This is a genomic window from Pectobacterium aquaticum, from assembly GCF_003382565.3.
Lineage (GTDB): Bacteria > Pseudomonadota > Gammaproteobacteria > Enterobacterales > Enterobacteriaceae > Pectobacterium > Pectobacterium aquaticum.
The window spans coordinates 3,814,044-3,840,750 of sequence record NZ_CP086253.1 but is presented as its reverse complement, the minus strand read 5'-3'; the positions used below and the strand labels follow the sequence as shown (position 1 = coordinate 3,840,750).

The following is a 26,707-nucleotide window of genomic DNA, read 5'->3' as shown; positions in this document are numbered from 1 at the left end:
ATGAAAAAAATAGTCTTACTTCTGCCGGATGAGGCAGCAACGATCTCTTTAGGTACGGCGCTGGCGAAAGCCTGTGACGGTGCTTGTGTTATCCACCTTTATGGTGATCTCGGTGCGGGGAAAACGACGTTTAGTCGCGGTTTCCTACAGGCGCGCGGTCATCAGGGCAATGTCAAAAGCCCCACTTATACGCTGGTCGAGCCTTATGCGTTATCGCCGCTGGCGGTCTACCACTTTGATCTCTATCGACTGGCCGACCCGGAAGAGTTGGAGTTTATGGGGATCCGCGATTACCTGACACAGGATGCCATTTGTCTGATTGAATGGCCGCAGCAGGGGGCTGGCGTGCTGCCCGATGCGGATATCGAACTGCATTTGCGCTATCAGGATCAGGGCCGACAGGCTGAACTGTCCGCTGTCTCTGCGGCGGGAGACGCGATGTTACAACGTTTTTCTCTTCAGCCAGGAACAACAGAATCATGATGAGTCGTCTGGTTACGCTGTTCATCGGCGTATGGTTGTTGCTGGCAAGCTCGGCGTGGGCGGCCAATCTGTCGGATATCAAGGTGGATAATGCGTCAGGCCAGGCCACGGTGCGCCTGAGCTTTAGCGGTCAGCCTATTTATGCTTTTTTCCCGCTCAGTAACCCCGCCAGAGTGGTCATCGATATTCGTCAGACTGGTGTCATTAATGGCTTGCCGTTGGATTTCAGCGGGCAAAATCTGATAAAACGTGTGCGCACCAGCAACGCACAGGACGCACAAAGCCTGCGTTTGGTGCTGGATTTAACCCAGGCGGCGAAAACGCGGGCAGTGACGCAAAAAGAAGGTTCGGGCTACGTTGTTGTCTTCACCATCACGGGTGATAAAGCGAAAACGGTACAAGTCTCAGCGCCTCCGGCTTCACGGCAGCAAAATAGTGCGCCGGCAGAACCTGCAAAAAATCCGTTTAGTAACAAATCGACGGTTGCGGTCAACAGCAGTTCGTCATCTACCCGCGCGCCAGTCCAACAAGGTAATGAACGGATTGTCGTGGCGATTGATGCCGGTCACGGTGGACAAGATCCTGGTGCGATTGGCACGAACGGGCTGCGGGAGAAAAATGTCACCATTTCTATCGCGCGTAAGTTACAAGCCTTACTGAATAGCGATCCGGCCTTTAAAGGCGTGCTGACGCGTGACGGCGACTACTTTATCTCCGTTATGGGGCGTTCGGACGTGGCGCGTAAGCAGGGTGCGAATCTGTTAGTGTCGATTCACGCGGATGCTGCGCCGAACCGTAATGCTAAAGGCGCGTCTGTTTGGGTACTGTCCAACCGCCGTGCGAACAGTGAAATGGCAAACTGGCTGGAGCAGCATGAGAAACAGTCTGAACTGCTGGGCGGGGCGGGCGATCTACTAGCGAACAGCAGTGCCGATCCTTACCTCAGTCAGGCGGTGTTGGATCTGCAATTCGGTCACTCTCAGCGAGTGGGGTATGACGTCGCGACCAAGGTGCTGCGTGAGCTCCAGCGCGTCGGTGGGCTGCATAAACGACGCCCTGAGCACGCCAGTCTGGGTGTGTTGCGTTCGCCAGATATCCCCTCTCTACTGGTGGAGACTGGGTTTATCACCAATGTCTCGGAAGAGCGGCTCTTGGGGAGTAACGACTATCAGGAAAAACTCGCCAATGCGATTTATCAGGGGCTGAGAAGTTATTTCCAAACACACCCGATGCAATCTCTCCCAAAGCAGGAAAGCCGCCCACTACAGTCGGCGGCAAGTGATACCGAAACGCCAGACAGTAACGTAACTGCGGTAAAAGCGAGTGCGGGTAGCACACGCCATACCGTTGCACGTGGCGAAACGCTCTCTTCGATTGCTCGGAGTTATGGCGTCAGTCTCGCCGCTATGCGTGGCGTGAATAAGCTGAACAAGGACATCGTCTGGGTTGGGCAGCGTTTGAATGTTCCGGCGACAGGGACGAAGCAGACGGCATCAACGCCCGCGCCCAAAAAGGCAGCACCAGTGAAGCATAAGGTCGTAAAGGGTGATAGCCTGAGTGCGATTGCTGCCCGTTACGGTGTCAGCATGAAAGAGATCCAACAGGCGAATAATATGCGCTCCGGCACGGTACAGTTGGGGCAAACGCTGGTTATTCCGTCTGCCTGATTCTTCATGCTGACGATGTCGATAGATTGAGGATAGTAAGAGGGATACGCCATGCCGATTCAGGTGTTGCCACCGCAACTGGCTAACCAGATCGCTGCCGGAGAGGTGGTTGAGCGTCCGGCTTCGGTCGTGAAGGAACTGGTGGAAAACAGTCTGGATGCAGGCGCGACCCGGATTGACATCGACATAGAACGCGGCGGTGCGAAGCTGATTCGTATTCGTGACAATGGCTCGGGGATTGGAAAGGATGAATTAACGCTGGCGTTGGCGCGTCATGCGACCAGCAAAATTGCCACGCTCGACGATCTGGAAGCCATCGTGAGTATGGGGTTTCGCGGCGAAGCGCTGGCGAGTATCAGTTCCGTCTCCCGTTTAACGCTGACATCACGCACTGCCGAACAGTCTGAGGCCTGGCAGGCCTACGCCGAAGGGCGCGACATGGCGGTGACAGTCAAGCCAGCCGCCCATCCTGTGGGCACCACGCTGGAAGTGTTGGATCTGTTTTATAACACGCCCGCCCGCCGTAAATTTATGCGCACGGAAAAAACCGAATTCACCCATATTGATGAGGTGGTTCGCCGCATCGCGCTGGCGCGTTTTGATGTCGCCATCACGCTGCATCATAACGGTAAGCTGATGCTGCAGTATCGTGCAGCACCGGATAAAAGCCAGTATGAGCGCCGGTTGGGTAGCATTTGCGGTGCGACATTCTTACAGCATGCGCTCGCGGTGTCATGGCAACACGGCGATCTCACCATTCATGGCTGGGTAGCCGATCCGGTTGGTGCCAAGCAACTGCCTGATATGCAGTATTGCTATGTGAACCAGCGCATGATGCGCGATCGGCTGATTAATCATGCCATCCGACAGGCTTATCAGGATCAGCTTAATGACGAGCAGCAGCCCGCCTATGTGCTGTATCTGGAGATCGACCCGCATCAGGTGGATGTCAATGTGCATCCTGCCAAGCACGAAGTTCGATTCCATCAGGCGCGTCTGGTGCATGACTTCATCTATCAGGCGGTGATGTCCGTTCTGCAACAGGCATCCTCACCGGCGCTCGGCATAATAGAGCCGGAAACTGGGAAAACGGTGCAATGGCAGCAGGAAAACCGTACCGCCGCCGGTGAAAACCACTTTGCCCAGCCGTCACGTAGCGATAGTTCGCCATCGTATGGTGGGAAAGCGCCGCGCGCGAGCCATTCTGGTCAGGCGAGAGAATCTGCTTATTCCGGCTATCAGCCAGAGAATTCGTACCAGAAGAAGCAGGGTGATCTGTATAAGGCGCTGCTGCAACCGACGGATAGCGCAGCAAGTGCACCGCCGTCGTCTGGTAAGCGTATTTCTGTACCGTCGAATCACATTATGTCGTCGGATAGGGTTGTCCCATCCACGGTATCGCATGACGCACCGTCAAATCGAACCGCGACGGACACCGCAGCTAACAATAACAAGCAACGTGCGCCGGTTGAATCACCGCTGGAAAGCCAATCGAACGGTTTTGGGCGGGTATTGACGGTTTATCCGCCGTGCTACGCGCTGTTGGAGTACCATAAGGGATTGGCGATGCTGTCGCTTTCCGTTGCTGAACGTTATCTGAAAGCTGTGCAGTTGACGCCGTCGGAAGAAGGGTTGCGGGCGCAGCCGTTGCTGATTCCGCAGCGCCTGACGTTGAGTAAATCTGAGCTGAACGTTTTGTCTGCCCATCATGCTTTGCTGGCGCGTTTTGGTATTGACGTTGTGGTTGAGTCACAGCGTGCCACATTGCGTGCTGTACCTTTACCATTGCGCCAACAAAATTTACAAAACTTGATCTCCGAACTGATAGGCTATCTGGCCGACTATCGGACGGTTGAGACACAGCAGGTGGAACCTGGCGAATTGGCGTCGTGGATGGCAACGCGATTGCTGAGCGAGCAGGAAAGCTGGAGCCATTCTCAGGCCATACAATTACTGGCGGATGTCGAGCGGCTTTGTCCGCAGTTGGCGAAAGCGCCGCCGTCTGAACTTTTATCGATGATGGACATCCAGGATGCCATCAAGGCTTTAAAGCATGAGTGATGTAGAAAACGCGCCGTTGCCGCCCGCCATTTTTATCATGGGGCCGACGGCGTCAGGAAAAACGGCATTGGCAATGGCGTTACGAGAATATTTGCCAGTAGAGTTGATTAGCGTAGATTCCGCCCTCATCTATAAAGATATGGATATTGGGACGGCGAAACCGAGTGCGGAAGAGCTGGCACTGGCCCCGCATCGGTTAATCGATATTCTCGATCCGACAGAATCCTATTCTGCGGCCGATTTTCGCCGCGATGCGCTACGTGAGATGGCGGACATTACCGCTGCCGGGCGCATTCCCCTGTTAGTCGGGGGGACGATGCTGTATTTCAAGGCGCTGCTGGAGGGACTTTCTCCTCTGCCGTCAGCCGATGCCGCCGTGCGTCAACGCATTGAAGAGCAGGCAAAAGAAATCGGCTGGGAAGCGATGCATCGGCAGCTCAGTGAGATCGATCCGGTAGCAGCTATTCGGATTCATCCAAATGATCCGCAGAGACTCTCGCGAGCACTGGAAGTTTTTTTCGTTTCAGGTAACACTTTAACTGAACTGACAAAAACGTCTGGCGACGCGCTGCCCTATCAGGTTCATCAGTTTGCTATCGCCCCGGCGACGCGTGAATTGTTGCATGAGCGGATTGAACAGCGTTTCCATCAGATGTTGGCGGCAGGTTTTGAGACAGAAGCCCGGACATTGTTTGCCCGGCACGACCTTCATACGGATATGCCCTCTATTCGTTGTGTTGGTTATCGCCAGATGTGGTCATATTTATCCGGTGAAATTGATTACGATGAGATGGTTTATCGGGGAATTTGTGCGACGCGTCAGTTAGCGAAGCGTCAAATGACCTGGCTGCGCGGTTGGGATGACGTCTGCTGGCTGGATAGCGAAAAACCGACTGAAGCACTGGACAAGGTAATACAGGTTGTTAGTGCATAGGTTGAGTGATTGTGTACAATCGGTGAGTCTCAGCGTGCAAGTTTTTTTACACCGTTATTTTAGAGCCGTAGGGTTCTTTGTTACAAACAACATACAAATAAGGAAAATATAGAATGGCTAAGGGGCAATCTTTGCAAGATCCGTTCTTGAACGCTTTGCGTCGTGAACGTGTTCCGGTTTCGATTTATTTGGTGAACGGTATTAAGTTGCAAGGTCAGATCGAATCTTTCGATCAGTTCGTGATTTTGTTGAAAAACACGGTAAGTCAGATGGTTTATAAGCACGCCATCTCTACAGTTGTTCCCTCTCGCCCAGTCTCTCACCATAGCAACAATCCAGGCGGCAGCAACAACTATCACGGTAGTAACACGACTGCTCAGCAGCAGTCACAGGAAGCTGATGACGCCGAATAAGGCGTATTGTCAATTCACCACGGCGCGGGAGAGCTTGACGCATCGCTCGGCTCCTTCGCTGTGGTGTTTTTTGCTCGTTTGAGAGGTTATTCGCTTGTTTGACCGTTATGAATCAGGTGAACGGGCTATATTAGTTCATATTTTCTTTTCGCAAGATAGAGATACGGAAGATCTACTGGAGTTTGAGTCTCTGGTTTCTTCTGCCGGTATTGAATCCTTGCAGGTTGTTACTGGCAGCCGTAAATCGCCTCATCCCAAGTATTTTGTCGGGGAAGGTAAAGCTGAAGAAATTGCTCAGGCAGTAAAAGAAACGGGCGCGTTTGTCGTGCTGTTTGATCACGCGCTGACGCCTGCTCAGGAACGTAACCTGGAGCGTTTGTGCGAGTGCCGGGTGATCGATCGTACCGGACTGATTTTAGATATTTTTGCCCAGCGTGCGCGTACGCACGAGGGGAAATTACAGGTAGAACTGGCACAGCTGCGCCACCTTGCGACCCGACTGGTTCGCGGTTGGACGCACCTTGAGCGCCAGAAAGGCGGTATCGGTTTGCGTGGCCCGGGTGAAACCCAGCTTGAAACCGACCGTCGTTTATTGCGTAACCGTATCAGTCAGATATTGTCGCGTCTTGAACGGGTAGAAAAACAGCGTGAACAGGGGCGGCGTTCGCGGGTCCGTGCTGATGTCCCTACCGTTTCGCTGGTGGGCTATACCAATGCGGGTAAATCCACGCTGTTTAACACGATTACATCGGCGGGCGTCTATGCCGCCGATCAGTTATTTGCCACACTGGATCCAACATTGCGCCGCATTCAAGTGGATGATGTGGGTGATACCGTGCTGGCGGATACCGTAGGTTTTATCCGGCAGTTGCCCCACGATTTGGTGGCTGCGTTTAAGGCTACATTACAGGAAACACGTCAGGCCTCGCTGCTGCTGCACGTTGTTGATGCTGCCGATCCTCGTCTTGACGAGAACATCGACGCGGTTGATGACGTATTGGCGGAAATTGAGGCAGACGAAATACCTGCGCTGTTGGTAATGAACAAAATTGATATGCTGGATGATTTCGTTCCGCGTATCGATCGCAACGAAGAGAATCTACCGGTACGGGTCTGGCTTTCAGCACAGACTGGCGACGGTATTCCGTTGCTATTTCAGGCATTGACTGAGCGGCTTTCCGGGGAAATTGCACAACATACTTTGCATCTTCCCCCGCAGGCAGGACGCTTGCGTAGTCGTTTTTACCAGCTTCAGGCAATAGAAAAAGAATGGATTGAAGAGGATGGGCAAATTGGTTTGGTTATTCGTATGCCGATTGCTGACTGGCGCCGCCTCTGCAAAAAAGAGCAGGAACTGATGGACTATATTGTCTGATCTGACTGGTATAAACAGTCTGAACGATGAAATAGTCTGACGGACTCTGGGATATTGAACCTGAAGAACACCTATCATAAAGAATGGAGCTAAAACATGGCGTGGAATCAGCCCGGTAATAACGGACAAGACCGCGACCCGTGGGGGAGCAGCAGCAATAATGGCGGCAACTCTGGCGGAAATAACAATAAAGGTGGCCGAGATCAGGGGCCGCCGGATCTGGACGACATCTTCCGTAAGCTGAGCAAAAAACTCAGCGATCTGGGTGGCGGCAAAGGTTCAGGCTCAAGCAACAGCGGAAATTCTGGCGGCCCAGCACTGGGTGGTCGGATCGTCGGTATCGCTGCCGTCGCTGCGGTTGTCATCTGGGCTGCTACGGGTTTCTATACCATTAAAGAAGCGGAACGCGGTGTCGTCACTCGCTTTGGTAAATTCAGCCATTTGGTCGGACCCGGTCTTAACTGGAAACCGACCTTCATCGATTCCGTTCGTGCGGTGAACGTTGAATCGGTGCGTGAACTGGCGACGTCGGGCGTGATGTTGACGTCAGATGAAAACGTCGTGCGCGTTGAAATGAACGTGCAGTATCGTGTTACGCAGCCAGAACAATATCTGTTCAGTGTAACCAATGCGGATGACAGCCTACGTCAGGCAACGGACAGCGCGCTGCGCGGCGTTATTGGTAAGTACACGATGGACAAAATTTTGACGGAAGGCCGTACCATTGTGCGTACGGATACTCAGCGTGTACTGGAAGAGACGGTTCGTCCGTACAACATGGGTATCACGTTGCTGGACGTCAACTTCCAAACCGCGCGTCCGCCGGAAGAAGTGAAGGCCGCGTTTGATGATGCGATTGCTGCACGTGAAAACGAACAGCAATATATTCGCGAAGCGGAAGCCTATGCGAACGAAGTGCAGCCGCGTGCCAACGGTCAGGCGCAGCGTATTCTGGAAGAGTCCCGCGCTTATAAAACCCGTACGATTCTTGAAGCTCAGGGTGAAGTTGCCCGTTTTGCCAGAATATTACCGGAATATAAAGCGGCGCCTGAAATCACTCGTGAACGTCTGTATATCGAAACGATGGAACGTGTACTGAGCCATACCCGTAAAGTTCTGGTCAATGACAAGGGGGGCAACCTGATGGTGCTGCCGTTGGATCAGATGCTGCGTGGACAAGGTAGTGAAAATACGCCAAGCAATAACAGCAGCAGCGCTAGTCCACTGCGTTTGCCTGGCAACAGCAGCGGTGCGACGAATAGCAACCAAACGCGCAGCAGCAACAATGGAAATATCATGGATCAGCGCAGAGCCAATGCGCAGCGTGATGACTTCACTCGAGTAGGGAGAGAATAATCGATGCGTAAGCCCTTACTATTTATCCTGATCCTGGTACTGATGGTGGTCTATGCGTCACTGTTTGTGGTGCAGGAAGGTCAGCGCGGCATTGTGATGCGTTTTGGCAAAGTATTGCGTGATGACGACAATAAGCCGCTGATCTATGCACCGGGATTGCGGTTCAAGATTCCGTTTATCGACTCAGTGAAAATGCTGGATGCGCGTATCCAGACCATGGAAAACCAGGCTGACCGCTTTATCACTAAAGAGCAGAAAGATCTGATTGTCGATTCCTATCTCAAATGGCGTATCAGCGATTTCAGCCGCTACTATCTGGCAACGGGCGGTGGTGACATCTCTCAGGCGGAAGTGCTGCTGAAACGTAAATTCAGTGACCGTCTGCGTTCTGAAATCGGTCGTCTGGATGTGAAAGGGATTGTGACCGACTCGCGTGGTCAACTGATGTCTGACGTGCGTGAAGCGCTGAATACCGGTACTGGTGAAACGACCGAGGCCGATAATGCGATTGCTTCTGCGGCTGCACGCGTCGAGAAAGAGACGGCGAGCAAGGAACCTCACATCAACCCTAACAGTATGGCCGCGCTGGGTATTGAGGTTATCGATGTGCGAATTAAGCAAATCAACCTGCCAACTGAAGTCTCTGACGCGATTTACCAACGTATGCGTGCAGAGCGTGAAGCGGTAGCACGTCGTCATCGTTCACAAGGTCAGGAAGAAGCTGAAAAGCTGAAAGCGACGGCAGACTATGAAGTTACCCGTACACTGGCTGAAGCGGAGCGTCAGGGCCGAATTTCCCGCGGTGAAGGGGATGCTGAAGCCGCGAAACTGTTTGCTAACGCATTTAGTGAAGATCCTGATTTCTACGCTTTCGTTCGTAGCTTGCGCGCGTACGAAAACAGCTTCAGTAGTAATCAGGACGTTATGGTTCTTAGCCCAGATAGCGACTTTTTCCGCTACATGAAGTCACCGGAAAGCAGCATGGCACCACGCCGCTGATAGTCATTCACTGACGTCTCACCAAGCCCGGGTTCTTTCTCCGGGCTTTTTTTTGCCATTTTCTGGCAGAGATATCCAAAAGGTTGGTCCTGCTCGAACCTGATGCGGGGAAAAGGGGTTGTTATGAATTCAACGATTTGGCTGGCGCTTGGGCTGCTTTTGGTGCTTGAAGGGCTGGGGCCACTGCTGTTTCCTCGACTCTGGCGACTGATGATTTTGGGAATAGCGCAGTTGCCGGATACTATTTTGCGCCGTTTCGGCGGCGGAATAGTCGTTGCGGGTTGCGTGATCTACTACATGTTGCGTAGCCGGATGGGTGGCTAAAATTAATCGGAAAAATGTGCGCAACCGTGTGCTAAAAGTACTGAAAGCATCCAAATGAGATGTTAGAATCCTTTTTTAAGCAACCTGGTGATTCTTGAAATGGGTAAGAACGTCGTCGTACTGGGCACCCAATGGGGTGACGAAGGTAAAGGCAAGGTCGTTGACCTGCTGACTGAACGGGCTAAATATGTTGTGCGCTATCAGGGTGGACACAACGCTGGCCACACGCTGGTTATCAACGGTGAAAAAACCGTCCTTCATTTAATTCCTTCTGGCATTCTGCGTGAAAATGTTGTCAGTATCATCGGTAACGGTGTTGTGCTGGCGCCGGACGCATTGATGAAAGAGATGACAGAGCTTGAAGCGCGTGGCGTCCCGGTACGCGAACGTCTGCTGCTTTCTGAAGCCTGTCCGTTAATCCTGCCTTATCACGTCGCACTGGATAACGCGCGTGAAAAAGCGCGTGGTGCGAAAGCAATTGGTACGACTGGCCGCGGTATCGGCCCTGCGTATGAAGATAAAGTTGCTCGCCGTGGCCTGCGCGTTGGCGATCTGTTTGATAAAGAAACCTTTGCTGTCAAACTGAAAGAGATCGTCGAATACCATAACTTCCAACTGGTTAACTACTACAAAGCCGATGCTGTCGACTACCAGAAAGTGCTGGACGACGTGCTGGCGATTGCCGATATTCTGACCGCAATGGTTGTTGATGTTTCCGATCTGCTGTACAAAGCGCACCTGCGTGGCGATTTCGTCATGTTTGAAGGCGCACAGGGGACGCTGCTGGATATCGACCACGGTACTTATCCGTACGTGACTTCCTCAAATACCACTGCGGGCGGCGTTGCTACCGGCTCTGGTCTGGGTCCACGCTATGTAGACTACGTACTGGGTATCGTTAAAGCTTACTCTACCCGTGTAGGTGCAGGTCCATTCCCGACTGAACTGTTTGAAGAAGTGGGTGAGCACCTGTCTCAGAAAGGTAATGAGTTTGGCGCGACAACGGGTCGTCGTCGTCGTACCGGCTGGCTGGATGCGGTTGCCGTACGTCGTGCGGTACAGATCAACTCGCTGTCTGGTTTCTGCCTGACTAAGCTGGATGTTCTGGACGGTCTGAAAGAGATTAAAATCTGCGTAGGCTATCGTTTGCCGAATGGCACCGAAGTGGATACCACGCCGCTGGCGGCTGAAGGTTGGGAAGGTCTTGAGCCGATTTACGAGACGATGCCGGGCTGGTCTGAAAGCACGTTTGGCGTGAAAGATCACAGCAAACTGCCGCAGGCTGCACTGAACTACATCAAACGTATCGAAGAAATTACGGGTGTGCCGATTGATATTATTTCTACTGGCCCAGATCGTAGCGAAACGATGGTGTTGCGCGATCCGTTCGACGCTTGATTTTACCACCCATTATTAATGGGTGAGGCGAAGATGAAAAAGGACGGGATTCCCGTCCTTTTTGCTATTTATCGTGTAACCGCCGTGTGTGAACGACGACAGTTTGTCACACGCTATTCTTGAGCGTCTTTCGCCTTTTGCGCTTTCTTTTTCAGGCAATCCAGCAGCTTATTGTGGATGTTACTGAACCCGCCGTTGCTCATCACCAGAATATGGTCGCCAGGCTGTGCAGTCTTGACGATGTTTTCTACCAGCGTGTCAATATCCGCGCTCCAGTGAGCGGGCTGTACGCAGGCTTCCGCAACTTCTACCACCTGCCACGGAATATGTGCGGGCTGGAATAGGAAAACCTCATCGGCGCGGCCTAATGACGGCGCTAGCTCGTTTTTGCACATCCCCAATTTCATGGTGTTAGAACGGGGTTCAAGCACAGCCAAAATACGCGCCGTGCCGCCAACCTTGCTGCGTAGCGCCGACAGCGTCGCCAGAATCGCAGTCGGGTGATGCGCAAAATCGTCATAAACCGTGACGCCATGCTCCGTACCGCGTAACTCCAGACGACGACGTGCGTTGATAAATCCACCCAGTGCGCGGCAGGCATCTGCAGGCAGTACGCCAACATGATGAGCGGCAGCAATGGCCATCAGTCCGTTGTGCATATTGTGTTCACCCACCAACTTCCAATGGACTTCACCGATGAGTACCTTATTCAGGTAAACCTGATATTGGCTGGCATCGGTCGACACTTTTTGTGCCCGCCATGTGCCTTCTTCGCCGACCAGTTCCAGCTCACTCCAGCATCCCATTGCCATCACCTGTTTAAGGTTAAGGTCATTGCTTGGCAGGATGATTTTCCCACTACCCGGCACCAACCGCACAAGATGATGGAACTGTTTCTGAATGGCTTTCAGATCGTCAAAGATGTCGGCGTGATCGAACTCAAGATTGTTGAGCACCAGCGTTCTTGGGCAGTAGTGTACGAATTTGGAGCGTTTGTCGAAGAATGCACAGTCATATTCATCGGCTTCGAGCACCATGAACGGGCTGTCCCCCAGGCGTGCTGAAACGGTGAAGTTTCCGGGAACGCCACCGATCACAAAGCCAGGCTGGTAGCCGCAATCTTCCAAAATCCAGGTGACCATCCCCGCCGTGGTGGTTTTGCCATGTGTACCCGCAACGGCAATCACCCAGCGATCGCGCAGCACATAATCATGCAGCCACTGTGGACCAGAAACATAAGGTAGTCCCTGTTCCAATATGGCCTCAACGCACGGGTTTCCGCGCGTCATCGCATTACCGATGATGACTAAATCAGGCGCGTGGCTAAGCTGTGCCGGATCGTAGCCATGAATCAGCGTGATTCCCTGCTCTTCAAGTAAGGTACTCATGGGAGGGTAAACATTTGCATCTGAGCCTGTGACATCATGCCCCAGCGAACGAGCAAGCAGGGCAAGGCCACCCATAAAGGTGCCGCAGATGCCTAAAATATGAATACGCATACATTTTCCATCTTCACAGTGAGTCTGCGTCACATTCTAACGCTATGAATCCGCCATAAGAAATGGATTTGACTAGGTACTCACTTTCTCTTTGGGCTACACTGCATGCGCAAACGTTGGCGGTGCAGAAATGAAACCGCTTTTCATCCGTAGATTCTGGAATAGTGTTATGAAAACGTTAGGCGAATTTATCGTCGAAAAACAGCACGATTTCTCTCACGCCACAGGTGAGCTTACCGCGCTGCTGTCTGCTATTAAACTGGGTGCCAAGATTATTCACCGTGATATCAATAAAGCGGGTCTGGTTGATATCCTAGGAGCCAGCGGCATTTCTAATGTTCAGGGCGAAGTGCAGATGAAACTCGATCTGTATGCCAATGAGAAACTAAAAGCGGCATTAAAAGCGCGTGGTGAAGTGGCTGGTATTGCCTCCGAAGAAGAAGACGAAATTGTTATCTTTGAAGGTGATAAGGCGGAAAATGCCAAGTATGTGGTTCTGATGGATCCGCTGGACGGCTCGTCGAATATTGATGTAAACGTCTCTGTCGGTACGATTTTCTCTATTTATCGCCGTATTACGCCGCTGGGAACGTCAGTGACGGAAGCTGACTTCTTACAGCCGGGTAGTCAGCAGGTTGCTGCGGGCTACATCGTTTACGGTTCTTCAACCATGCTGGTATACACCACGGGTCACGGCGTTCACGCCTTTACCTACGATCCATCGCTCGGTGTATTCTGTCTCTCGCATGAAAAAGTTTGCTTCCCAGAAAAAGGGAATATGTATTCCATCAACGAAGGGAACTACATCAAGTTTCCTGTCGGTGTGAAGAAATACATCAAATACTGTCAGGAGCAGGATGAAGAGACGCAGCGTCCTTATACGTCGCGTTACATCGGTTCACTGGTGGCGGATTTTCACCGCAATTTGCTGAAAGGCGGAATTTACCTGTACCCAAGTACGGCGAGCTACCCGAAAGGCAAACTGCGTTTGCTGTACGAATGCAACCCGATGGCGTTTCTGGCGGAGCAGGCGGGCGGTAAGGCCAGCGACGGTAAAAACCGTATTCTGGATATCACGCCGGAGAAACTGCATCAGCGCTCACCGTTCTTCGTAGGAACAGAATCCATGGTTGATGACGTCGAACGTTTTATCCGTGAATTCCCAGACGCCTAATTACATTAATTAGTCGTTAATGCTAATTAGTCATCAATTAATTAGTCATCAATATAGTCCCGTGTGGTCGGATATTCGGCTACACGGGATTGTCTTTTAACGCTGTGCGTCGAACCAGCTCTCCAGAATAATTACCGCAGACGCCGCGTCTACGCTACCTTTATCCAACGCTTTAAAACCACCGCGTTCGAAGAGATCGGCCCGCGCTTCCACCGTACTCAAGCGTTCATCGTGTAGCTCAATCGCGATGCCAAAACGGCCATGCAGTCGGTTAGCGAACTTCCGCGCCCGTGCCGTCAGGGGTTGCTCGGTGCCATCCATGTTGAGCGGCAGGCCGACGACGACCAGATCGGGCTGCCATTCTGACAATAGCTTCTCCACTTTTTGCCAGTCGGGTATTCCTTCCTGTGCCTTGAACGATGTCAGTGCACGCGCTGTACCGGTAATTTCCTGACCGATAGCGACACCGATGCTTTTTGTCCCAAAATCAAAGGCAAGAAGGGTTCTGCTGGCCATCAGGCATGTCCTGCTTCAGTGGAGATATTATGAATATCGATGCCCAACTTCCTGGCCGCTGCCCGCCAGCGTTCGGCAATCGGCGTGTGGAACAGAATGTCTTGATCGGCTGGCGTCGTCAGCCAGGCATTATCCAGCAACTCCTCTTCCAACTGGCCGTTCTCCCAGGCGGAATAGCCTAAGGCGACCAGCGTATTTTTCGGCTGCTGGGGTGTGCCTAACGTTTCCAGCACGTCTTTTGACGTGGTGATCATCGTGTCCTCAGAAATACTGATGCTGGAACCAAATCCGGGGCAGGGCGTATGCAGGATAAAGCCACGGTCGTCCGCCAATGGGCCGCCTATGAAGACGGGTTTATCCAATCGAATGGCAGGATCGCGCGGTGTCGGGTCTATTTTTAGCTTTTTCAGCACATTTTCCACGGAAAACTGATCCATCGGTTTGTTGATGATCAGCCCCATGGCTCCGTCTTCATTATGTTCGCAGATATAGACCACCGAACGTTTAAATACAGAGTCCTGTAGTGCTGGCATAGCAATGAGGAAGTGATGCTGTAAATTCATTGTGTATTTTAATCGATATCCGTCAGCGTTGGAGAAACGGCCCGTATTGCACGGGCCGGATGGTGTCAGGTGTCTCTGGTATTAGCGGGTAGTACGTGCAGCCAGACGTTTTTCAATGGCATCCATTAGCATACCGGTGATGGAAACATCCGGGTAAGCCGCTTCGATTTCACGCACGCAGGTCGGGCTGGTGACGTTAATTTCTGTCAGGCGGTCACCGATGATGTCCAGACCGACGAAAATCAGGCCTTTGGCTTTTAAGGTCGGTGCCACATCACGGGCGATTTTCCAGTCGCTTTCGGTTAATGGACGCGCTTCGCCACGCCCACCGGCTGCCAGATTGCCGCGTGTCTCACCGCTTTTCGGGATACGCGCCAGGCAGTAAGGAACGGGTTCACCGTCGACCACCAGCACGCGTTTGTCGCCGTCTTTAATTGCAGGCAGATAGTTTTGTGCCATGCAGTAGCGGGTCGCGTGTTCGGTCAGCGTTTCGATGATGACCGAAACGTTGGCATCATCCTGCTTCAAACGGAAAATAGACGCGCCACCCATGCCGTCGAGCGGTTTGAGAATGACGTCGCCATGTTTTTCATGGAACTGACGCAGTTTGTCTGCACGACGTGTAACCAGCGTATCAGGGGTCAGATGTGGGAACCAGGCGGTGAACAGCTTCTCATTGCAATCACGCAGGCTCTGCGGCTTGTTGACGATCAGCGTGCCTTTCTCTTCCGCACGTTCCAGAATATAGGTGGCGTAGATGAACTCCGTATCGAACGGCGGATCTTTACGCATCAGGACCACATCCAACTCTTCCAGCGCGATATCCTGCTCGCCGGAGAAATCGTACCAGCCGTCGTAATCGTACTGGACGCTCAGGCGACGCGTTGTTGCACGCGCGACGCCCGCATGCATATAGAGATCGTTCATCTCCATATAATGCAGTTCCCAACCACGGCGCTGTGCCTCCAGCAGCATGGCAAAGCTGGTGTCTTTCTTGATATTGATGGTGTCAATCGGGTCCATCACGATACCGAGTTTGATCATTCTTTTCTCCTTTACCCCAAATCGCCGAAACGTACCTGTAAGGCGGTCATGGCGGTGAGTGCAGTGGTTTCTGTGCGCAAGACGCGTGGCCCCAACAGGATATCAGTGAATCCGTGTTCTGAGGTCATGGTAATTTCACTGGCGGTGAGCCCGCCTTCCGGGCCGATCAGTAGCCTGACCCGATCTACCGGCAGTGGTAACGTATTGATGCTCTGTGTGGCGCGTGGGTGCAGATTCAATTTCAACGCGTTGTCTTGCTCCGCACACCAGGCTTCCAGCGTCATCGCTGGCCGCACCAGCGGCACACAATTGCGGCCGGACTGTTCACAGGCGGCGATCGCAATTTTCTGCCACTGGCTAATTTTTTTCTCCATACGCTCGGCATCTAGTTTGACGCCACAGCGTTCAGAAAGCAGTGGGGTAATCACATTGACGCCCAGTTCGATGGATTTCTGAATGGTAAACTCCATCTTCTCGCCGCGCGACATCACCTGTCCCAGATGTAAATGTAGGGGCGATTCTTTATCTTCCAACTTACCTGCTGTGAAGCGAACGCGCACACTCTTTTTGCCAGCCGCGATGATTTCTGCATCAAAGACATGATTGCTGCCATCAAACAGCTGCAATGACTGACCCACCGTCATGCGTAACACGCGACCCACATGATTGGCGGCATCGTCATTCAGTTCGACTTCACCACCGTTAAGGGGGAGCGTTTCGGGATGAAAAATGCGTGGTACTCGCATACTGAATTAAGACCTTTGAATGAAATTAATCGGCACAGGAACGCCAGAAATAGGTAAAACCACCGTCATCTGGCGGTGGTTTTGCTGGAAACAGATTCGCTATAGTAGGTAGAGGAACTAGCGCTGGCAAGCCTGTTGAACGTAGGGATTTGGGTTTCCCTGTTTTGCGGCGATACGCTGATTGCGGGTACATTCCCACTGGGTGACCGGGTATTGCTTATCCCAGGCTTCGAACAACTGGGTTTGCTGGCTGGAAAGGCGTAACTGATAGCGGTCGCGCATGTAGAAATAGGTACGCGCGATCTGGCCGCGAGCGCGAGCGGGGGGTTCTGCCAGATTATTTTTGAAATCGACCTTCATCTCGCATTGACCATATTGGGATGCACCATCGTTCCATTGCCCATACATGGCATTGCCGCGATCGCCGTTGACCTCGCCGATAGCAGGTTGCAGGTTATGTAAATCGGTTTCCATCTCGCGGTAGACGGGGTCGCTGTTACAGTTCTTTCTGCCGCCATCCTGCCAGCACTGGCGCTGGTGGCCGAACTGCCAAGCTGGCACAACATGCTCCCACTCGATACGGCTGGCACGCTGCTCATTTTTCCTCACCTGATAGCCGCAGGATTCAAGGTCGGGCGTGCCTTTCTTGCCTTGCCACGTAATCTTGCAGCCACAGTAGAACGAGCCCGGCGCATCGCGATTAATGTCGACCGCGGCGGCTTTTGCCTGAGAAAAATTATTGATGTTTTGACCCAGCGCGGTAGCCGAAAACAGACCCGCGCCCACGGCGGCGATAGTGAGAATTTTGCGTAGCATATTCCAAATAATCCACAGGCTGTAAAGTTGGCAGACTACCGGATGTCTCGTCGGCAGGCAAATGCAAAAACAGTTTTTAAAACTGGAAATTCCCTTTTAAATAGAATTTTTTACATCATGACGTAAGGTTTTCCCGCAACGACGACAGCGATATTCTGTTTCGCCGCGCAGCACCCGATTGTGCCGGCGGATCGTCAGCTCATGCCGTTGGCAATCACACCGGTAGGTGAAGGTTTTCCCCTGTACGGATTGCACCGCAAACCGATGCGTACGTTTTGCCGGGACGTGCAGGACGCTTTCCATCATCCAGCGCCATTCCTTGCCATGCGGTGCGACACGGCCAAAACGGGCATAGACCAGCAGATGGGCCAGTTCATGAGGAACGACCTCATCGATAAAGGCCTGCTGATTTTCCTGCAACAAGACGGGATTCAGCCGAATTTCCCAGTGTTGCAGCCAGGCCGTCCCTGCCGTTGAACCGCGTTGCTGGTAATTTACTGCTGGCTCGGTGTAGTCCGTCTGCAAGGTGAGGTTAGCCTGCTGCAATTTATCACGCAGACAGCGCATCACAGCCTGATGGCTGGCAATGGGGATTCGGGGTGTATTCATTACTGTGAGCATAAATTGAGTGGCAGGGAGACGCAATAGGGGAAACTGAAGCGAAATATTCAGGGAGCTAGAATGAAAAACGGCGAATTTTCATTCGCCGTTTGGTGTTTATTGCGTCGCCAAATTACAGGCCAGCAGCTTCGCGCAGCTCTGCGGCTTTGTCCGTTTTTTCCCACGGGAAATGTTCGCGGCCAAAGTGACCGTAGGCAGCCGTTTCCTGATAAATCGGATGCAGCAGATCCAGCATCTGGATTAAGCCGTAAGGACGCAGGTCGAAGAATTCGCGCACCAGCAGCGTCAGTTGCTCGGTGGGCACTTTCTCTGTGCCGAAGGTTTCGATCATGATAGAGGTGGGTTCTGCCACGCCGATAGCGTAGGACACCTGAATCTCGCAGCGATCGGCCAGGCCTGCCGCGACGATATTTTTGGCGACATAGCGCGCAGCATAGGCAGCAGAACGGTCTACTTTAGACGGATCCTTACCGGAGAATGCACCGCCGCCGTGACGCGCCGCGCCGCCGTAGGTATCAACGATGATTTTACGACCAGTCAGACCGCAGTCACCCATTGGGCCGCCGATAACAAAGCGCCCAGTTGGGTTGATGAAATATTTGGTATTGGCAGTCAGCCATTCTGCAGGCAGAACCGGTTTGATGATCTCTTCCATTACCGCTTCATGCAGATCTTTCTGGCTGATAGCTTCCGAATGCTGGGTAGACAGTACCACGGCATCGATGCCGGCAATCTTGCCATCGTCGTACAGGAACGTAACCTGGCTTTTCGCGTCCGGGCGCAGCCACGGCAGAGAGCCGCTCTTGCGGACTTCTGACTGACGCTGAACCAGACGGTGTGCATAAGTTACGGGGGCTGGCATCAAGACGTCGGTTTCATTGGTCGCGTAACCGAACATCAGACCCTGATCGCCTGCGCCTTGTTCTAGCGGATCGCGGCGGTCAACGCCCTGATTGATATCAGGAGACTGCTTGCCAATCGCACTCAGTACGGCACAAGAGTTAGCGTCAAAGCCCATATCAGAATTGACATAACCGATATCACGCACGGTACGGCGGGTAATTTCTTCAATGTCGACCCAGGCGCTGGTGGTAATTTCACCACCGACTAACACCATGCCGGTCTTTACATAAGTCTCACAAGCGACACGCGCTTTTGGGTCTTGCTCCAGAATGGCGTCGAGAACCGCATCAGAAATCTGGTCAGCAATTTTATCAGGATGTCCTTCAGAGACTGACTCGGACGTAAAAAGGTGTTTAGCCATGAGTTTCTTTACCTTCAAATCAAAGCCGTTAAGCAGAGTATCAGTTAATCAGTATAGACGGATTAACATCTGGATGGCTATTCTAGGTCACCTTTTAGTCTCAGTGCCAGTAGTTTTTCGCGTTAGCGCGCCATCGTCCTTTTATCATCGGCCGATTTTTCTTTTACAAGAGATGACAAGCGGTAATTTTCATTTTGCTTTTCCAGCAGCATGTAGGTATAAACGGCGAGCGGTGATACAACCCGCGACATCTTGAATTTTTTATTGATAGCTGACCGCATAGCCTGCGGCGCACGTGGAGGTGGTAGGATTAATGATCCGTTGTTTACTGAGTATATTGCGTTCGCAATATGTCCCTTTTGACGCTACCGCGTCCGCGACTCAACCCTTCTTTTCCGTTTCTCGACGTAGCCTGTCTTTAAATTCGACACAGGACTCCAGGGCTGGTTAACCTGCCTGTTATTCTTTCTGCCAGAAGCCTTTAGCGTCTTTCTGGTCACGTTCGCCCGGTGATTTTCACAACGAGTTTTATCGACCCGTAACACGGAGCCTGACAACGTGTTTTACACTAATAAGAGTAATAAAGTGACGGCATACTTCACTACGCCGGTTTTTTCACTGTCGATGCCGCATGTTGCAGGTATGCTCATGTGGGCTGTTTATTCAGGTACTGATGTGATCCGCAGTCTAGAAAAAGAAGAGGTTCGTTATGTCTGACGACATGATTCATCACGGCTCGTCAGCGACGGGTAAACATGAAAATTTGCGCTCTATGCAGGAGGTTGCCATGAATGACCGTAATGCCAGCGAAATGCTTCGTACTTACAATATTGCCTGGTGGGGCAATAATTACTATGACGTCAATGAACTCGGCCATATTAGTGTGTGCCCAGATCCTGACGTACCTGAAGCTCGCGTCGATCTGGCCAAATTGGTCAAAGATATGCAAAAAGAGAGCCATCAGCGCCTTCCTGCGCTGTTCTGCTTTCCGCAAATCCTTCAGCATCGCCTGCGTTCTATTAACGCCGCGTTTAAACAGGCTCGCGAATCGTTTGGCTATGAAGGCGGGTATTTTCTGGTTTATCCGATCAAGGTTAACCAACATCGTCGCGTCATTGAGTCACTGGCTAATTCCGGTGAGCCGTTGGGTCTGGAAGCCGGTTCAAAAGCGGAGCTGATGGCGGTACTGGGCCACGCGGGCATGACCCGCACTGTGATTGTGTGTAACGGCTACAAAGACCGTGAATACATCCGCCTTGCACTTATCGGCGAAAAGCTGGGCCACAAAGTTTATCTGGTCATCGAGAAGATGTCCGAAATTCGGCTGGTGCTGGAAGAAGCCGAGCGCTTGAATGTGGTGCCGCGCCTCGGCGTCCGTGCGCGTCTGGCTTCTCAGGGGTCGGGCAAGTGGCAATCCAGCGGCGGTGAAAAATCCAAGTTTGGTCTGGCGGCGGTCCAGGTGCTGCAACTGGTTGAGATGCTGCGTGAAGCAGGGCGGTTGGATAGCCTGCAACTGCTGCATTTCCATCTGGGATCGCAACTGGCGAATATCCGTGATATCGCGACGGGCGTGCGTGAATCTGCGCGCTTCTATGTCGAACTGCATAAGTTGGGTGTAAATATCCAGTGCTTCGACGTCGGTGGTGGGTTGGGCGTGGATTATGAAGGCACGCGCTCTCAGTCCGATTGTTCAGTGAACTATGGCCTGAACGAATACGCCAACAACGTGATTTGGGGCATCGGTGATGCCTGTAACGAAAACGGGTTGCCACATCCGACGGTTATCACCGAATCTGGCCGTGCGGTAACCGCGCACCATACCGTGTTGGTTTCCAATATTATCGGGGTTGAACGCAACGAGTTCAGTGAACCTACAGAGCCAGAAGAAGACGCTCCGCGTGCGTTGGAGAGCCTGTGGTCAACCTGGAAAGAAATCAAGCAGCCGGGAAAACGCCGTTCGCTGCGTGAATGGTTGCACGACAGCCAGATGGATTTGCACGATGTACATACCCAATACACGCACGGCATGTTGGATCTGACGCAGCGTGCGAAAGCAGAGCAGCTTTATCTGAGCATCTGTCAGATGATTCAGGAACAGTTGGATCCGAGCAACCGTGCGCATCGGCCGATAATTGATGAATTACAGGAGCGGATGGCTGATAAGCTGTATGTCAACTTCTCGCTGTTCCAATCCATGCCGGATGCATGGGGGATCGATCAGTTGTTCCCAGTAATGCCGTTGGAAGGACTAAACAAGCCGCCTGAGCGCCGTGCTGTCGTGCTCGACATCACCTGTGATTCCGATGGTACAATCGATCATTATGTCGATGGTGACGGGATTGCGACGACGATGCCAATGCCGCCTTACGATCCAGAAAATCCGCCGCTGCTGGGCTTCTTTATGGTCGGTGCCTATCAGGAAATTCTGGGGAATATGCATAACCTGTTCGGCGATACGTCGACCGTTGACGTGTTTGTCTTCCAAGATGGTACCGTTGAGATTGAAGAGTCTGACGAAGGGAATACGGTTGCCGACATGCTGGAATATGTGCAACTTGACCCCAAAGTGCTGATGACCCGTTTCCGCGATCAGGTGAAAGAAACTGACCTGGATACCGAACTTCAGGCACAGTTCCTGGAGGAGTTTGAAACAGGGCTGTACGGCTATACTTATTTGGAAGATGAAGAGTGAGTATACCCTAAATAATTCGAGTTTCAGGAAGGCGGCAAGAGAAGGAATCCCGATGAACTTACACTGGTAAGTGATTCGGGTGAGTGAACGTAGCCAACGCACATGCAACTTGAAGTATGACGGGTATATGACTGAGTAAAAAGGGATGCGAATGAGCATCCCTTTTTTTCGTCTATCGTTCAGATAAGCGAATGGCTCATATTGATATCAGTTACTGGTTTTGGAAGGGAATCAAATTCCTCAATGACACTGTCTTTGAAGATAATTTTAGCAATAAGTAGTAAAGAGTTTTTATCCTGAACGCCATATTTATTCAGTAATCGTGATTTGCTGTTCAGTACTGACTTCTTATTTAATCCGATGATATCGGCAATCGCTTCCGCTGTGTAGCCTGCACACCAATGCTGGAATACGGTATATTCAGATTTTGACAGTCTGACGGGACTGAATAAACGGCGGTCGTGAAGGTGGACGAAATCGAGTAATTTATAAAAAGAATCGATGGTGGCTGACTTTGAAATAAGAATCGTTTTTTCGTCAATGCACACGGGAGGGTGATTGGGGGAATTATTGATGATAACGAACGACGACGCCATATTATAAAAGTGGGTTCTTATCGACTCGTAGTATTCCTCAAAGCCCTCGCTGCTACCGTCAATGATGAAAATACATTTCTTCTTTCCTTGCTGCAGCGTAAACCTGTTGACAGGTTTTATCGAGAGCATAGGGATACTGGATAGGATTTCCCGTAATCCTACCGTGGTAAAATTGCATTTACTGAAAATTCTCACATCCATGATTTTTAACACATATGAGTTTATTGTCTGAAAGTGGCCATAAACCAATAATCGCTGCTGATGTTATCCAGTTATTAAGAAATCGCGATCCTGAAATGCCTTTAAATCGCTAAAAAATGGAGCCTCTAAAGAAACCTGCGTAAGCGATAACAGGTTTTATCATATATCTATATGATCAAACTGGAAAAATTTTTATTGGTTTAACATAGTATGCTTGATTTACTGGTTTATTTCTATCTTTAAATACAGGGGGTTACTCCATTATTCTTGTTTATTGCGACGTAGGTCTCTGTACTAATCGCGATTGTCTCTTTTTCCGTATGCTGCTGCATTCGCGGAGTGCTGCCTCCAGCATTTGGAAACCTGCTGAGATTTGTTTCTTAAAAAGAGAACGGAAAGTAAATGTGATTGAAAATAGCTATCTATTTATATCTATTAATTCTTAAATCCTATCATTTTGAGGATAGAAGCGATCGCAGATAGCGGTTATGTAACAGCTTACCGTGAATATGAGGGGGATGATAGTGGTCGGATGACTAGCGGGCAATTGAGATTTTTTCAATTGCCCGCCGTGTGTGTTCTTTGCGAGTAATCAGCGTGTGGGATTACTTCTCGGCAGCGATACGCTCACGAATGTGTTTGGCGCGTCCTTCTGATGAAGGATGGGAATCAAACATGCTGCCCTCACGACCGGCATCAAGTTTGGCCAGTTTTTCAAAGCTGCTTGCCAGACCTTCCAGCTTGACGCCACGTTTCTTCAGCAGATCGAAGGAATAGTCATCTGCCTGCGTTTCCTGAGTTTGAGAAAATTGGGAATTAACCAGTTTTTCTCCCAGATCGGCGAGTTGAGACTGTGACAGGGAGGCTGCTACGCCACCCGCAGAGCCAATGGCAGTACGTGCAGCCGTCGCCGCATAGGCAACCTGCATGGCTTTACGCGTGTGGCCCAGCGCAACGTGGCCAATTTCGTGGCCGAGAACGCCTTCCACTTCGTTGTCATTCATCATATCCATCAGGCCGCTGTATACGCGGATGCAGCCGTTAGCCATTGCCCAGGCGTTGACATCTTTTGTCAGATAAACCTTATAGTTGGCGGGTGTACCGTTGATGTCATGACCCAGTGCATCTGCAATTTTATTCAGGCGCTGTGTGTATTTGCTGTCGGCAGGGGCAATCTTTGCTTCTTTATCCATTTGCTCACAGGACTGATTGCTGAGTGCTTTAACATCAGCATCGCTGAGCGTTGCTGCCTGAAACGCCTGTGCGCCGGATTGCATTAAGGTATTGGTGTTTAAGTTCTGGCAGCCAGTCAGCAAGGTTGCGATACACAGCGCCAGTACAGAAGAACGAATAGCCATAAAAATCATCTCCATACGATTAATGTTTATTTTCTAATACCAAAAAAGCGGCTATAAGCTACCCGAAAACCGCGTAGAGAAATAGATCAGAAAATCTGATTTGTACTTTTCTGATAGCCCGTAGACCATGAGTTTTGTTTCCGAAGCGTTCCAAAAAGATACGGTAGATAAAGGTAAACGCACTGGAAAACATGGCGTATGGCGCTGTAATCAACTGCCTAATTGGTAAAAGAACCGCCATTGATTCGTTAGCTGATAAATCCCTGTTTTTTGCTCACGGTTCCATGTGCATTCCCTCTGCTTTTCATGTACATTTGTAATCATATTTATTTTGTCATTCTTGTTTAACTTGTTGATTTTAATGATTATACAAGAAGGGCAGTCGTTCAATCCGATCTGGAGTCAAGCATGTCCTCTCGTAAAGAACTTGCCAATGCTATCCGTGCGCTGAGCATGGATGGGGTGCAGAAAGCCAAATCCGGTCACCCGGGCGCACCGATGGGCATGGCCGATATCGCCGAAGTGCTGTGGCGCGATTATCTCAACCATAATCCGGCCAACCCTAACTGGGCCAACCGTGACCGCTTCGTGCTGTCCAACGGCCATGCGTCCATGCTGATTTACAGCCTGCTGCATCTCTCCGGCTACGACCTGCCGATTGAAGAACTGAAAAACTTCCGTCAGCTGCATTCCAAAACGCCGGGTCACCCTGAATACGGCTACACCGCCGGCGTCGAAACCACCACCGGCCCGCTGGGTCAGGGTATTGCCAACGCCGTGGGGATGGCGATTGCCGAGCGTACGCTGGCCGCGCAGTTCAACCGTCCGGGTCATGAGATTGTTAACCATCATACCTATGCGTTCCTCGGTGACGGCTGCATGATGGAAGGGATTTCCCACGAAGTCTGCTCTCTTGCTGGCACGATGAAGCTCGGCAAACTGACTGCGTTTTATGATGACAACGGTATCTCCATCGACGGTCACGTTGAAGGCTGGTTTACCGACGATACCGCCGCCCGCTTTGAAGCCTACGGCTGGCACGTGGTGCGCGGCGTGGACGGTCACGATGCGGACGCTATCAAACGTGCTATCGGTGAAGCCCAGTTGGTGACCGACAAGCCGTCGCTGCTGATGTGCAAAACCGTGATTGGCTTCGGCTCACCGAACAAGGCCGGTACGCACGATTCCCACGGTGCACCGCTGGGCGATGCAGAAGTCGCAGCGTCCCGCGAACAGCTGGGCTGGGCGCATGCACCATTTGAGATCCCTGCTGATATCTATGCCGCTTGGGATGCGAAACCGGCCGGTCAGCGTAAGGAAGCGGCCTGGGATGAGGCGTTTGCCGCCTACGCCAGCGCATATCCGGAACTGGCTGCTGAGTTCAAACGCCGCACCGGCGGTGAACTGCCGGCCAACTGGCAGGCTGACGCACAGAAATTTATCGACGATTTGCAGGCCAATCCGGCGAAAATCGCCAGCCGCAAAGCGTCACAGAACGCGCTGGAAGCCTACGGCAAACTGCTGCCGGAATTCCTGGGCGGCTCCGCTGACCTGGCACCGAGCAACCTGACTATCTGGTCTGGTTCTGTTTCACTGGATAAAGACCACGCGGGTAACTACCTCCACTACGGTGTGCGCGAATTCGGTATGACGGCCATTGCCAACGGGATTGCGCTGCACGGTGGGTTTGTGCCGTACACCGCGACCTTCCTGATGTTTGTGGAATACGCGCGTAATGCCGTGCGTATGGCGGCGCTGATGAAAATCCGCAGCATCTACGTTTACACCCACGACTCCATCGGTCTGGGCGAAGACGGCCCGACCCACCAGCCGGTTGAACAGCTTGCCAGCCTGCGCGTCACGCCGAACATGAGCAACTGGCGTCCGGCAGACCAGGTGGAAACGGCGGTGGCGTGGAAATACGCCATTGAGCGTCAGGATGGCCCGACATCGCTGATCCTGTCCCGTCAGAACTTGGCACAGCAGTCACGTACGGCTGAACAACTGGCGAACGTGGCGAAAGGTGGCTACGTGCTGAAAGACAGCGAGGGTCAACCTGAGTTGATCCTGATTGCCACCGGTTCTGAAGTTGAACTGGCTGTCGGCGCGTATGACAAACTGACTGCCGCAGGCCGCAAGGTGCGCGTGGTGTCCATGCCGTCTACGGATGCGTTCGACAAGCAGGATGCGGCCTACCGTGAAGCGGTGCTGCCGAAAGCGGTAGCGGCACGCGTCGCGATTGAAGCGGGTATCGCGGACTACTGGTTCAAGTACGTCGGCCTGAACGGCGCGATTGTTGGCATGACGAGCTTCGGCGAATCGGCTCCGGCTGAGCTGCTGTTCGAAGAATTCGGCTTCACCGTCGATAACGTGGTTGAAAAAGCGCAGGCGCTGCTGAAGTAATCACGCCGCGTTAATCTCGATATGGGAAGCCGTCAGCGGGCGCTGGCGGCTTTTTTTCATCTTTAACTTAACCCACCTCTCAATGCGCGTTGTCCGCTCCCCGATCGCGGTTTTTTCATTTTTATGACACCGATCACTCTTCTGGTTTGTGCCAGACGAGAATATTTCTTTTATGCGTTAATTCGTTTATGCTAGCTGAAGCGT

Annotated in this window: 24 protein-coding genes; 14 read left to right on the top strand and 10 right to left on the bottom strand. The window is 51.9% G+C overall.

Annotated elements, in window-relative coordinates; translation table 11 throughout:
- From tsaE to DMB82_RS17700, 10 genes are all read left to right on the top strand, one after another.
- Complete coding sequence (gene tsaE / locus DMB82_RS17745; RefSeq protein ID WP_095700697.1) at positions 1 to 483, top strand: tRNA (adenosine(37)-N6)-threonylcarbamoyltransferase complex ATPase subunit type 1 TsaE; 483 nt, start codon at positions 1 to 3, stop codon at positions 481 to 483.
- Positions 480 to 2,150: an N-acetylmuramoyl-L-alanine amidase AmiB gene (gene amiB, locus DMB82_RS17740; protein WP_116163116.1), complete on the top strand. Its 1,671-nt coding sequence runs from the start codon at positions 480 to 482 to the stop codon at positions 2,148 to 2,150. The genes tsaE and amiB overlap by 4 nt, the downstream gene beginning before the upstream one ends.
- Positions 2,151 to 2,201: 51 nt before the next feature.
- Complete coding sequence (mutL, locus tag DMB82_RS17735; protein ID WP_116163114.1) at positions 2,202 to 4,211, top strand: DNA mismatch repair endonuclease MutL; 2,010 nt, start codon at positions 2,202 to 2,204, stop codon at positions 4,209 to 4,211.
- Positions 4,204 to 5,145, top strand: a complete 942-nt coding sequence (gene miaA, locus DMB82_RS17730) for a tRNA (adenosine(37)-N6)-dimethylallyltransferase MiaA (protein ID WP_116155374.1) — start codon at positions 4,204 to 4,206, stop codon at positions 5,143 to 5,145. Before mutL ends, miaA begins: the two co-directional genes overlap by 8 nt.
- Positions 5,146 to 5,258: 113 nt before the next feature.
- Positions 5,259 to 5,558 (top strand): RNA chaperone Hfq, encoded by a 300-nt coding sequence (hfq, locus tag DMB82_RS17725; protein WP_010285823.1) that lies wholly within the window; start codon positions 5,259 to 5,261, stop codon positions 5,556 to 5,558.
- Positions 5,559 to 5,652: 94 nt separating this feature from the next.
- Positions 5,653 to 6,933, top strand: coding sequence for a ribosome rescue GTPase HflX (gene hflX, locus DMB82_RS17720; RefSeq protein WP_102118529.1), 1,281 nt, complete (start codon positions 5,653 to 5,655; stop codon positions 6,931 to 6,933).
- Between the two features lie 96 nt (positions 6,934 to 7,029).
- Complete coding sequence (gene hflK / locus DMB82_RS17715; RefSeq protein WP_102118528.1) at positions 7,030 to 8,289, top strand: FtsH protease activity modulator HflK; 1,260 nt, start codon at positions 7,030 to 7,032, stop codon at positions 8,287 to 8,289.
- Positions 8,290 to 8,292: 3 nt separating this feature from the next.
- Entirely contained in the window at positions 8,293 to 9,288 is a 996-nt protein-coding gene (hflC, locus tag DMB82_RS17710) for a protease modulator HflC (RefSeq protein WP_102118527.1), read from the top strand.
- 123 nt (positions 9,289 to 9,411) lie between these two features.
- Positions 9,412 to 9,612, top strand: a complete 201-nt coding sequence (locus DMB82_RS17705) for a DUF2065 domain-containing protein (protein ID WP_116163112.1) — start codon at positions 9,412 to 9,414, stop codon at positions 9,610 to 9,612.
- 99 nt (positions 9,613 to 9,711) lie between these two features.
- Positions 9,712 to 11,010, top strand: a complete 1,299-nt coding sequence (locus DMB82_RS17700) for an adenylosuccinate synthase (RefSeq protein WP_102118525.1) — start codon at positions 9,712 to 9,714, stop codon at positions 11,008 to 11,010.
- A gap of 113 nt (positions 11,011 to 11,123) precedes the next feature.
- On the opposite strand, the gene mpl is transcribed toward DMB82_RS17700, so the two are convergent.
- Positions 11,124 to 12,509: a UDP-N-acetylmuramate:L-alanyl-gamma-D-glutamyl-meso-diaminopimelate ligase gene (mpl, locus tag DMB82_RS17695; protein WP_102118524.1), complete on the bottom strand. Its 1,386-nt coding sequence runs from the start codon at positions 12,507 to 12,509 to the stop codon at positions 11,124 to 11,126.
- A gap of 169 nt (positions 12,510 to 12,678) precedes the next feature.
- On the opposite strand from mpl, the gene fbp reads away from it, so the two are divergent.
- Entirely contained in the window at positions 12,679 to 13,683 is a 1,005-nt protein-coding gene (fbp, locus tag DMB82_RS17690; RefSeq protein ID WP_010285800.1) for a class 1 fructose-bisphosphatase, read from the top strand.
- A 96-nt stretch (positions 13,684 to 13,779) separates the two neighbouring features.
- Here the strand turns inward: fbp and ruvX are convergent, their stop codons facing one another.
- The 7 genes from ruvX to metK all read right to left on the bottom strand — a co-directional run bounded on the left by ruvX (position 13,780) and on the right by metK (position 19,253).
- Positions 13,780 to 14,199: a Holliday junction resolvase RuvX gene (gene ruvX, locus DMB82_RS17685; RefSeq protein ID WP_102118523.1), complete on the bottom strand. Its 420-nt coding sequence runs from the start codon at positions 14,197 to 14,199 to the stop codon at positions 13,780 to 13,782.
- Entirely contained in the window at positions 14,199 to 14,762 is a 564-nt protein-coding gene (locus tag DMB82_RS17680; RefSeq protein ID WP_102118522.1) for a YqgE/AlgH family protein, read from the bottom strand. The genes ruvX and DMB82_RS17680 overlap by 1 nt, the downstream gene beginning before the upstream one ends.
- 81 nt (positions 14,763 to 14,843) lie before the next feature.
- Complete coding sequence (gene gshB, locus DMB82_RS17675) at positions 14,844 to 15,806, bottom strand: glutathione synthase (protein WP_102118521.1); 963 nt, start codon at positions 15,804 to 15,806, stop codon at positions 14,844 to 14,846.
- Between the two features lie 11 nt (positions 15,807 to 15,817).
- Complete coding sequence (gene rsmE / locus DMB82_RS17670) at positions 15,818 to 16,552, bottom strand: 16S rRNA (uracil(1498)-N(3))-methyltransferase (protein ID WP_102118520.1); 735 nt, start codon at positions 16,550 to 16,552, stop codon at positions 15,818 to 15,820.
- A gap of 117 nt (positions 16,553 to 16,669) precedes the next feature.
- A complete protein-coding gene (gene endA / locus DMB82_RS17665; protein WP_102118519.1) occupies positions 16,670 to 17,368 on the bottom strand; it encodes a deoxyribonuclease I in 699 nt (232 codons plus the stop codon).
- 96 nt (positions 17,369 to 17,464) lie between these two features.
- The gene (locus DMB82_RS17660; protein ID WP_102118518.1) at positions 17,465 to 17,977 is read right to left on the bottom strand and encodes a SprT family zinc-dependent metalloprotease; all 513 of its coding nucleotides are present in this window, start codon (positions 17,975 to 17,977) and stop codon (positions 17,465 to 17,467) included.
- A gap of 124 nt (positions 17,978 to 18,101) precedes the next feature.
- Positions 18,102 to 19,253: a methionine adenosyltransferase gene (gene metK / locus DMB82_RS17655; RefSeq protein WP_102118517.1), complete on the bottom strand. Its 1,152-nt coding sequence runs from the start codon at positions 19,251 to 19,253 to the stop codon at positions 18,102 to 18,104.
- Positions 19,254 to 19,811: 558 nt separating this feature from the next.
- Here metK and DMB82_RS17650 point away from each other — a divergent pair.
- Positions 19,812 to 19,970, top strand: coding sequence for a hypothetical protein (locus DMB82_RS17650; protein ID WP_165707522.1), 159 nt, complete (start codon positions 19,812 to 19,814; stop codon positions 19,968 to 19,970).
- Positions 19,963 to 21,945, top strand: coding sequence for a biosynthetic arginine decarboxylase (gene speA, locus DMB82_RS17645; protein ID WP_116163110.1), 1,983 nt, complete (start codon positions 19,963 to 19,965; stop codon positions 21,943 to 21,945). Before DMB82_RS17650 ends, speA begins: the two co-directional genes overlap by 8 nt.
- Positions 21,946 to 22,124: 179 nt before the next feature.
- Here the strand turns inward: speA and DMB82_RS17640 are convergent, their stop codons facing one another.
- Together DMB82_RS17640 and loiP are read right to left on the bottom strand one after the other, a co-directional pair.
- A complete protein-coding gene (locus DMB82_RS17640; protein WP_102118515.1) occupies positions 22,125 to 22,670 on the bottom strand; it encodes a helix-turn-helix transcriptional regulator in 546 nt (181 codons plus the stop codon).
- A 677-nt stretch (positions 22,671 to 23,347) separates the two neighbouring features.
- The gene (gene loiP, locus DMB82_RS17635) at positions 23,348 to 24,100 is read right to left on the bottom strand and encodes a metalloprotease LoiP (RefSeq protein WP_116155379.1); all 753 of its coding nucleotides are present in this window, start codon (positions 24,098 to 24,100) and stop codon (positions 23,348 to 23,350) included.
- Positions 24,101 to 24,508: 408 nt separating this feature from the next.
- Here loiP and tkt point away from each other — a divergent pair, with 408 nt between their 5' ends.
- A complete protein-coding gene (gene tkt, locus DMB82_RS17630) occupies positions 24,509 to 26,503 on the top strand; it encodes a transketolase (RefSeq protein ID WP_102118514.1) in 1,995 nt (664 codons plus the stop codon).
- The last annotated feature ends 204 nt before the right edge of the window (positions 26,504 to 26,707 follow it).

Bases quoted from the DNA above. Each gene is read 5' to 3' on its own strand.
- DMB82_RS17680 (WP_102118522.1), bottom strand. From the start codon at position 14,762: ATGAATTTACAGCATCACTTCCTCATTGCTATGCCAGCACTACAGGAC.
- loiP (WP_116155379.1), bottom strand. From the start codon at position 24,100: ATGGCTATTCGTTCTTCTGTACTGGCGCTGTGTATCGCAACCTTGCTG.
- hfq (WP_010285823.1), top strand. From the start codon at position 5,259: ATGGCTAAGGGGCAATCTTTGCAAGATCCGTTCTTGAACGCTTTGCGT.
- DMB82_RS17640 (WP_102118515.1), bottom strand. From the start codon at position 22,670: ATGCTCTCGATAAAACCTGTCAACAGGTTTACGCTGCAGCAAGGAAAG.
- tkt (WP_102118514.1), top strand. From the start codon at position 24,509: ATGTCCTCTCGTAAAGAACTTGCCAATGCTATCCGTGCGCTGAGCATG.
- mutL (WP_116163114.1), top strand. From the start codon at position 2,202: ATGCCGATTCAGGTGTTGCCACCGCAACTGGCTAACCAGATCGCTGCC.
- tsaE (WP_095700697.1), top strand. From the start codon at position 1: ATGAAAAAAATAGTCTTACTTCTGCCGGATGAGGCAGCAACGATCTCT.
- DMB82_RS17705 (WP_116163112.1), top strand. From the start codon at position 9,412: ATGAATTCAACGATTTGGCTGGCGCTTGGGCTGCTTTTGGTGCTTGAA.
- hflC (WP_102118527.1), top strand. From the start codon at position 8,293: ATGCGTAAGCCCTTACTATTTATCCTGATCCTGGTACTGATGGTGGTC.
- gshB (WP_102118521.1), bottom strand. From the start codon at position 15,806: ATGATCAAACTCGGTATCGTGATGGACCCGATTGACACCATCAATATC.
- rsmE (WP_102118520.1), bottom strand. From the start codon at position 16,552: ATGCGAGTACCACGCATTTTTCATCCCGAAACGCTCCCCCTTAACGGT.
- hflK (WP_102118528.1), top strand. From the start codon at position 7,030: ATGGCGTGGAATCAGCCCGGTAATAACGGACAAGACCGCGACCCGTGG.
- endA (WP_102118519.1), bottom strand. From the start codon at position 17,368: ATGCTACGCAAAATTCTCACTATCGCCGCCGTGGGCGCGGGTCTGTTT.
- fbp (WP_010285800.1), top strand. From the start codon at position 12,679: ATGAAAACGTTAGGCGAATTTATCGTCGAAAAACAGCACGATTTCTCT.
- DMB82_RS17660 (WP_102118518.1), bottom strand. From the start codon at position 17,977: ATGAATACACCCCGAATCCCCATTGCCAGCCATCAGGCTGTGATGCGC.
- ruvX (WP_102118523.1), bottom strand. From the start codon at position 14,199: ATGGCCAGCAGAACCCTTCTTGCCTTTGATTTTGGGACAAAAAGCATC.
- speA (WP_116163110.1), top strand. From the start codon at position 19,963: ATGTCTGACGACATGATTCATCACGGCTCGTCAGCGACGGGTAAACAT.
- metK (WP_102118517.1), bottom strand. From the start codon at position 19,253: ATGGCTAAACACCTTTTTACGTCCGAGTCAGTCTCTGAAGGACATCCT.
- mpl (WP_102118524.1), bottom strand. From the start codon at position 12,509: ATGCGTATTCATATTTTAGGCATCTGCGGCACCTTTATGGGTGGCCTT.
- miaA (WP_116155374.1), top strand. From the start codon at position 4,204: ATGAGTGATGTAGAAAACGCGCCGTTGCCGCCCGCCATTTTTATCATG.
- DMB82_RS17700 (WP_102118525.1), top strand. From the start codon at position 9,712: ATGGGTAAGAACGTCGTCGTACTGGGCACCCAATGGGGTGACGAAGGT.
- amiB (WP_116163116.1), top strand. From the start codon at position 480: ATGATGAGTCGTCTGGTTACGCTGTTCATCGGCGTATGGTTGTTGCTG.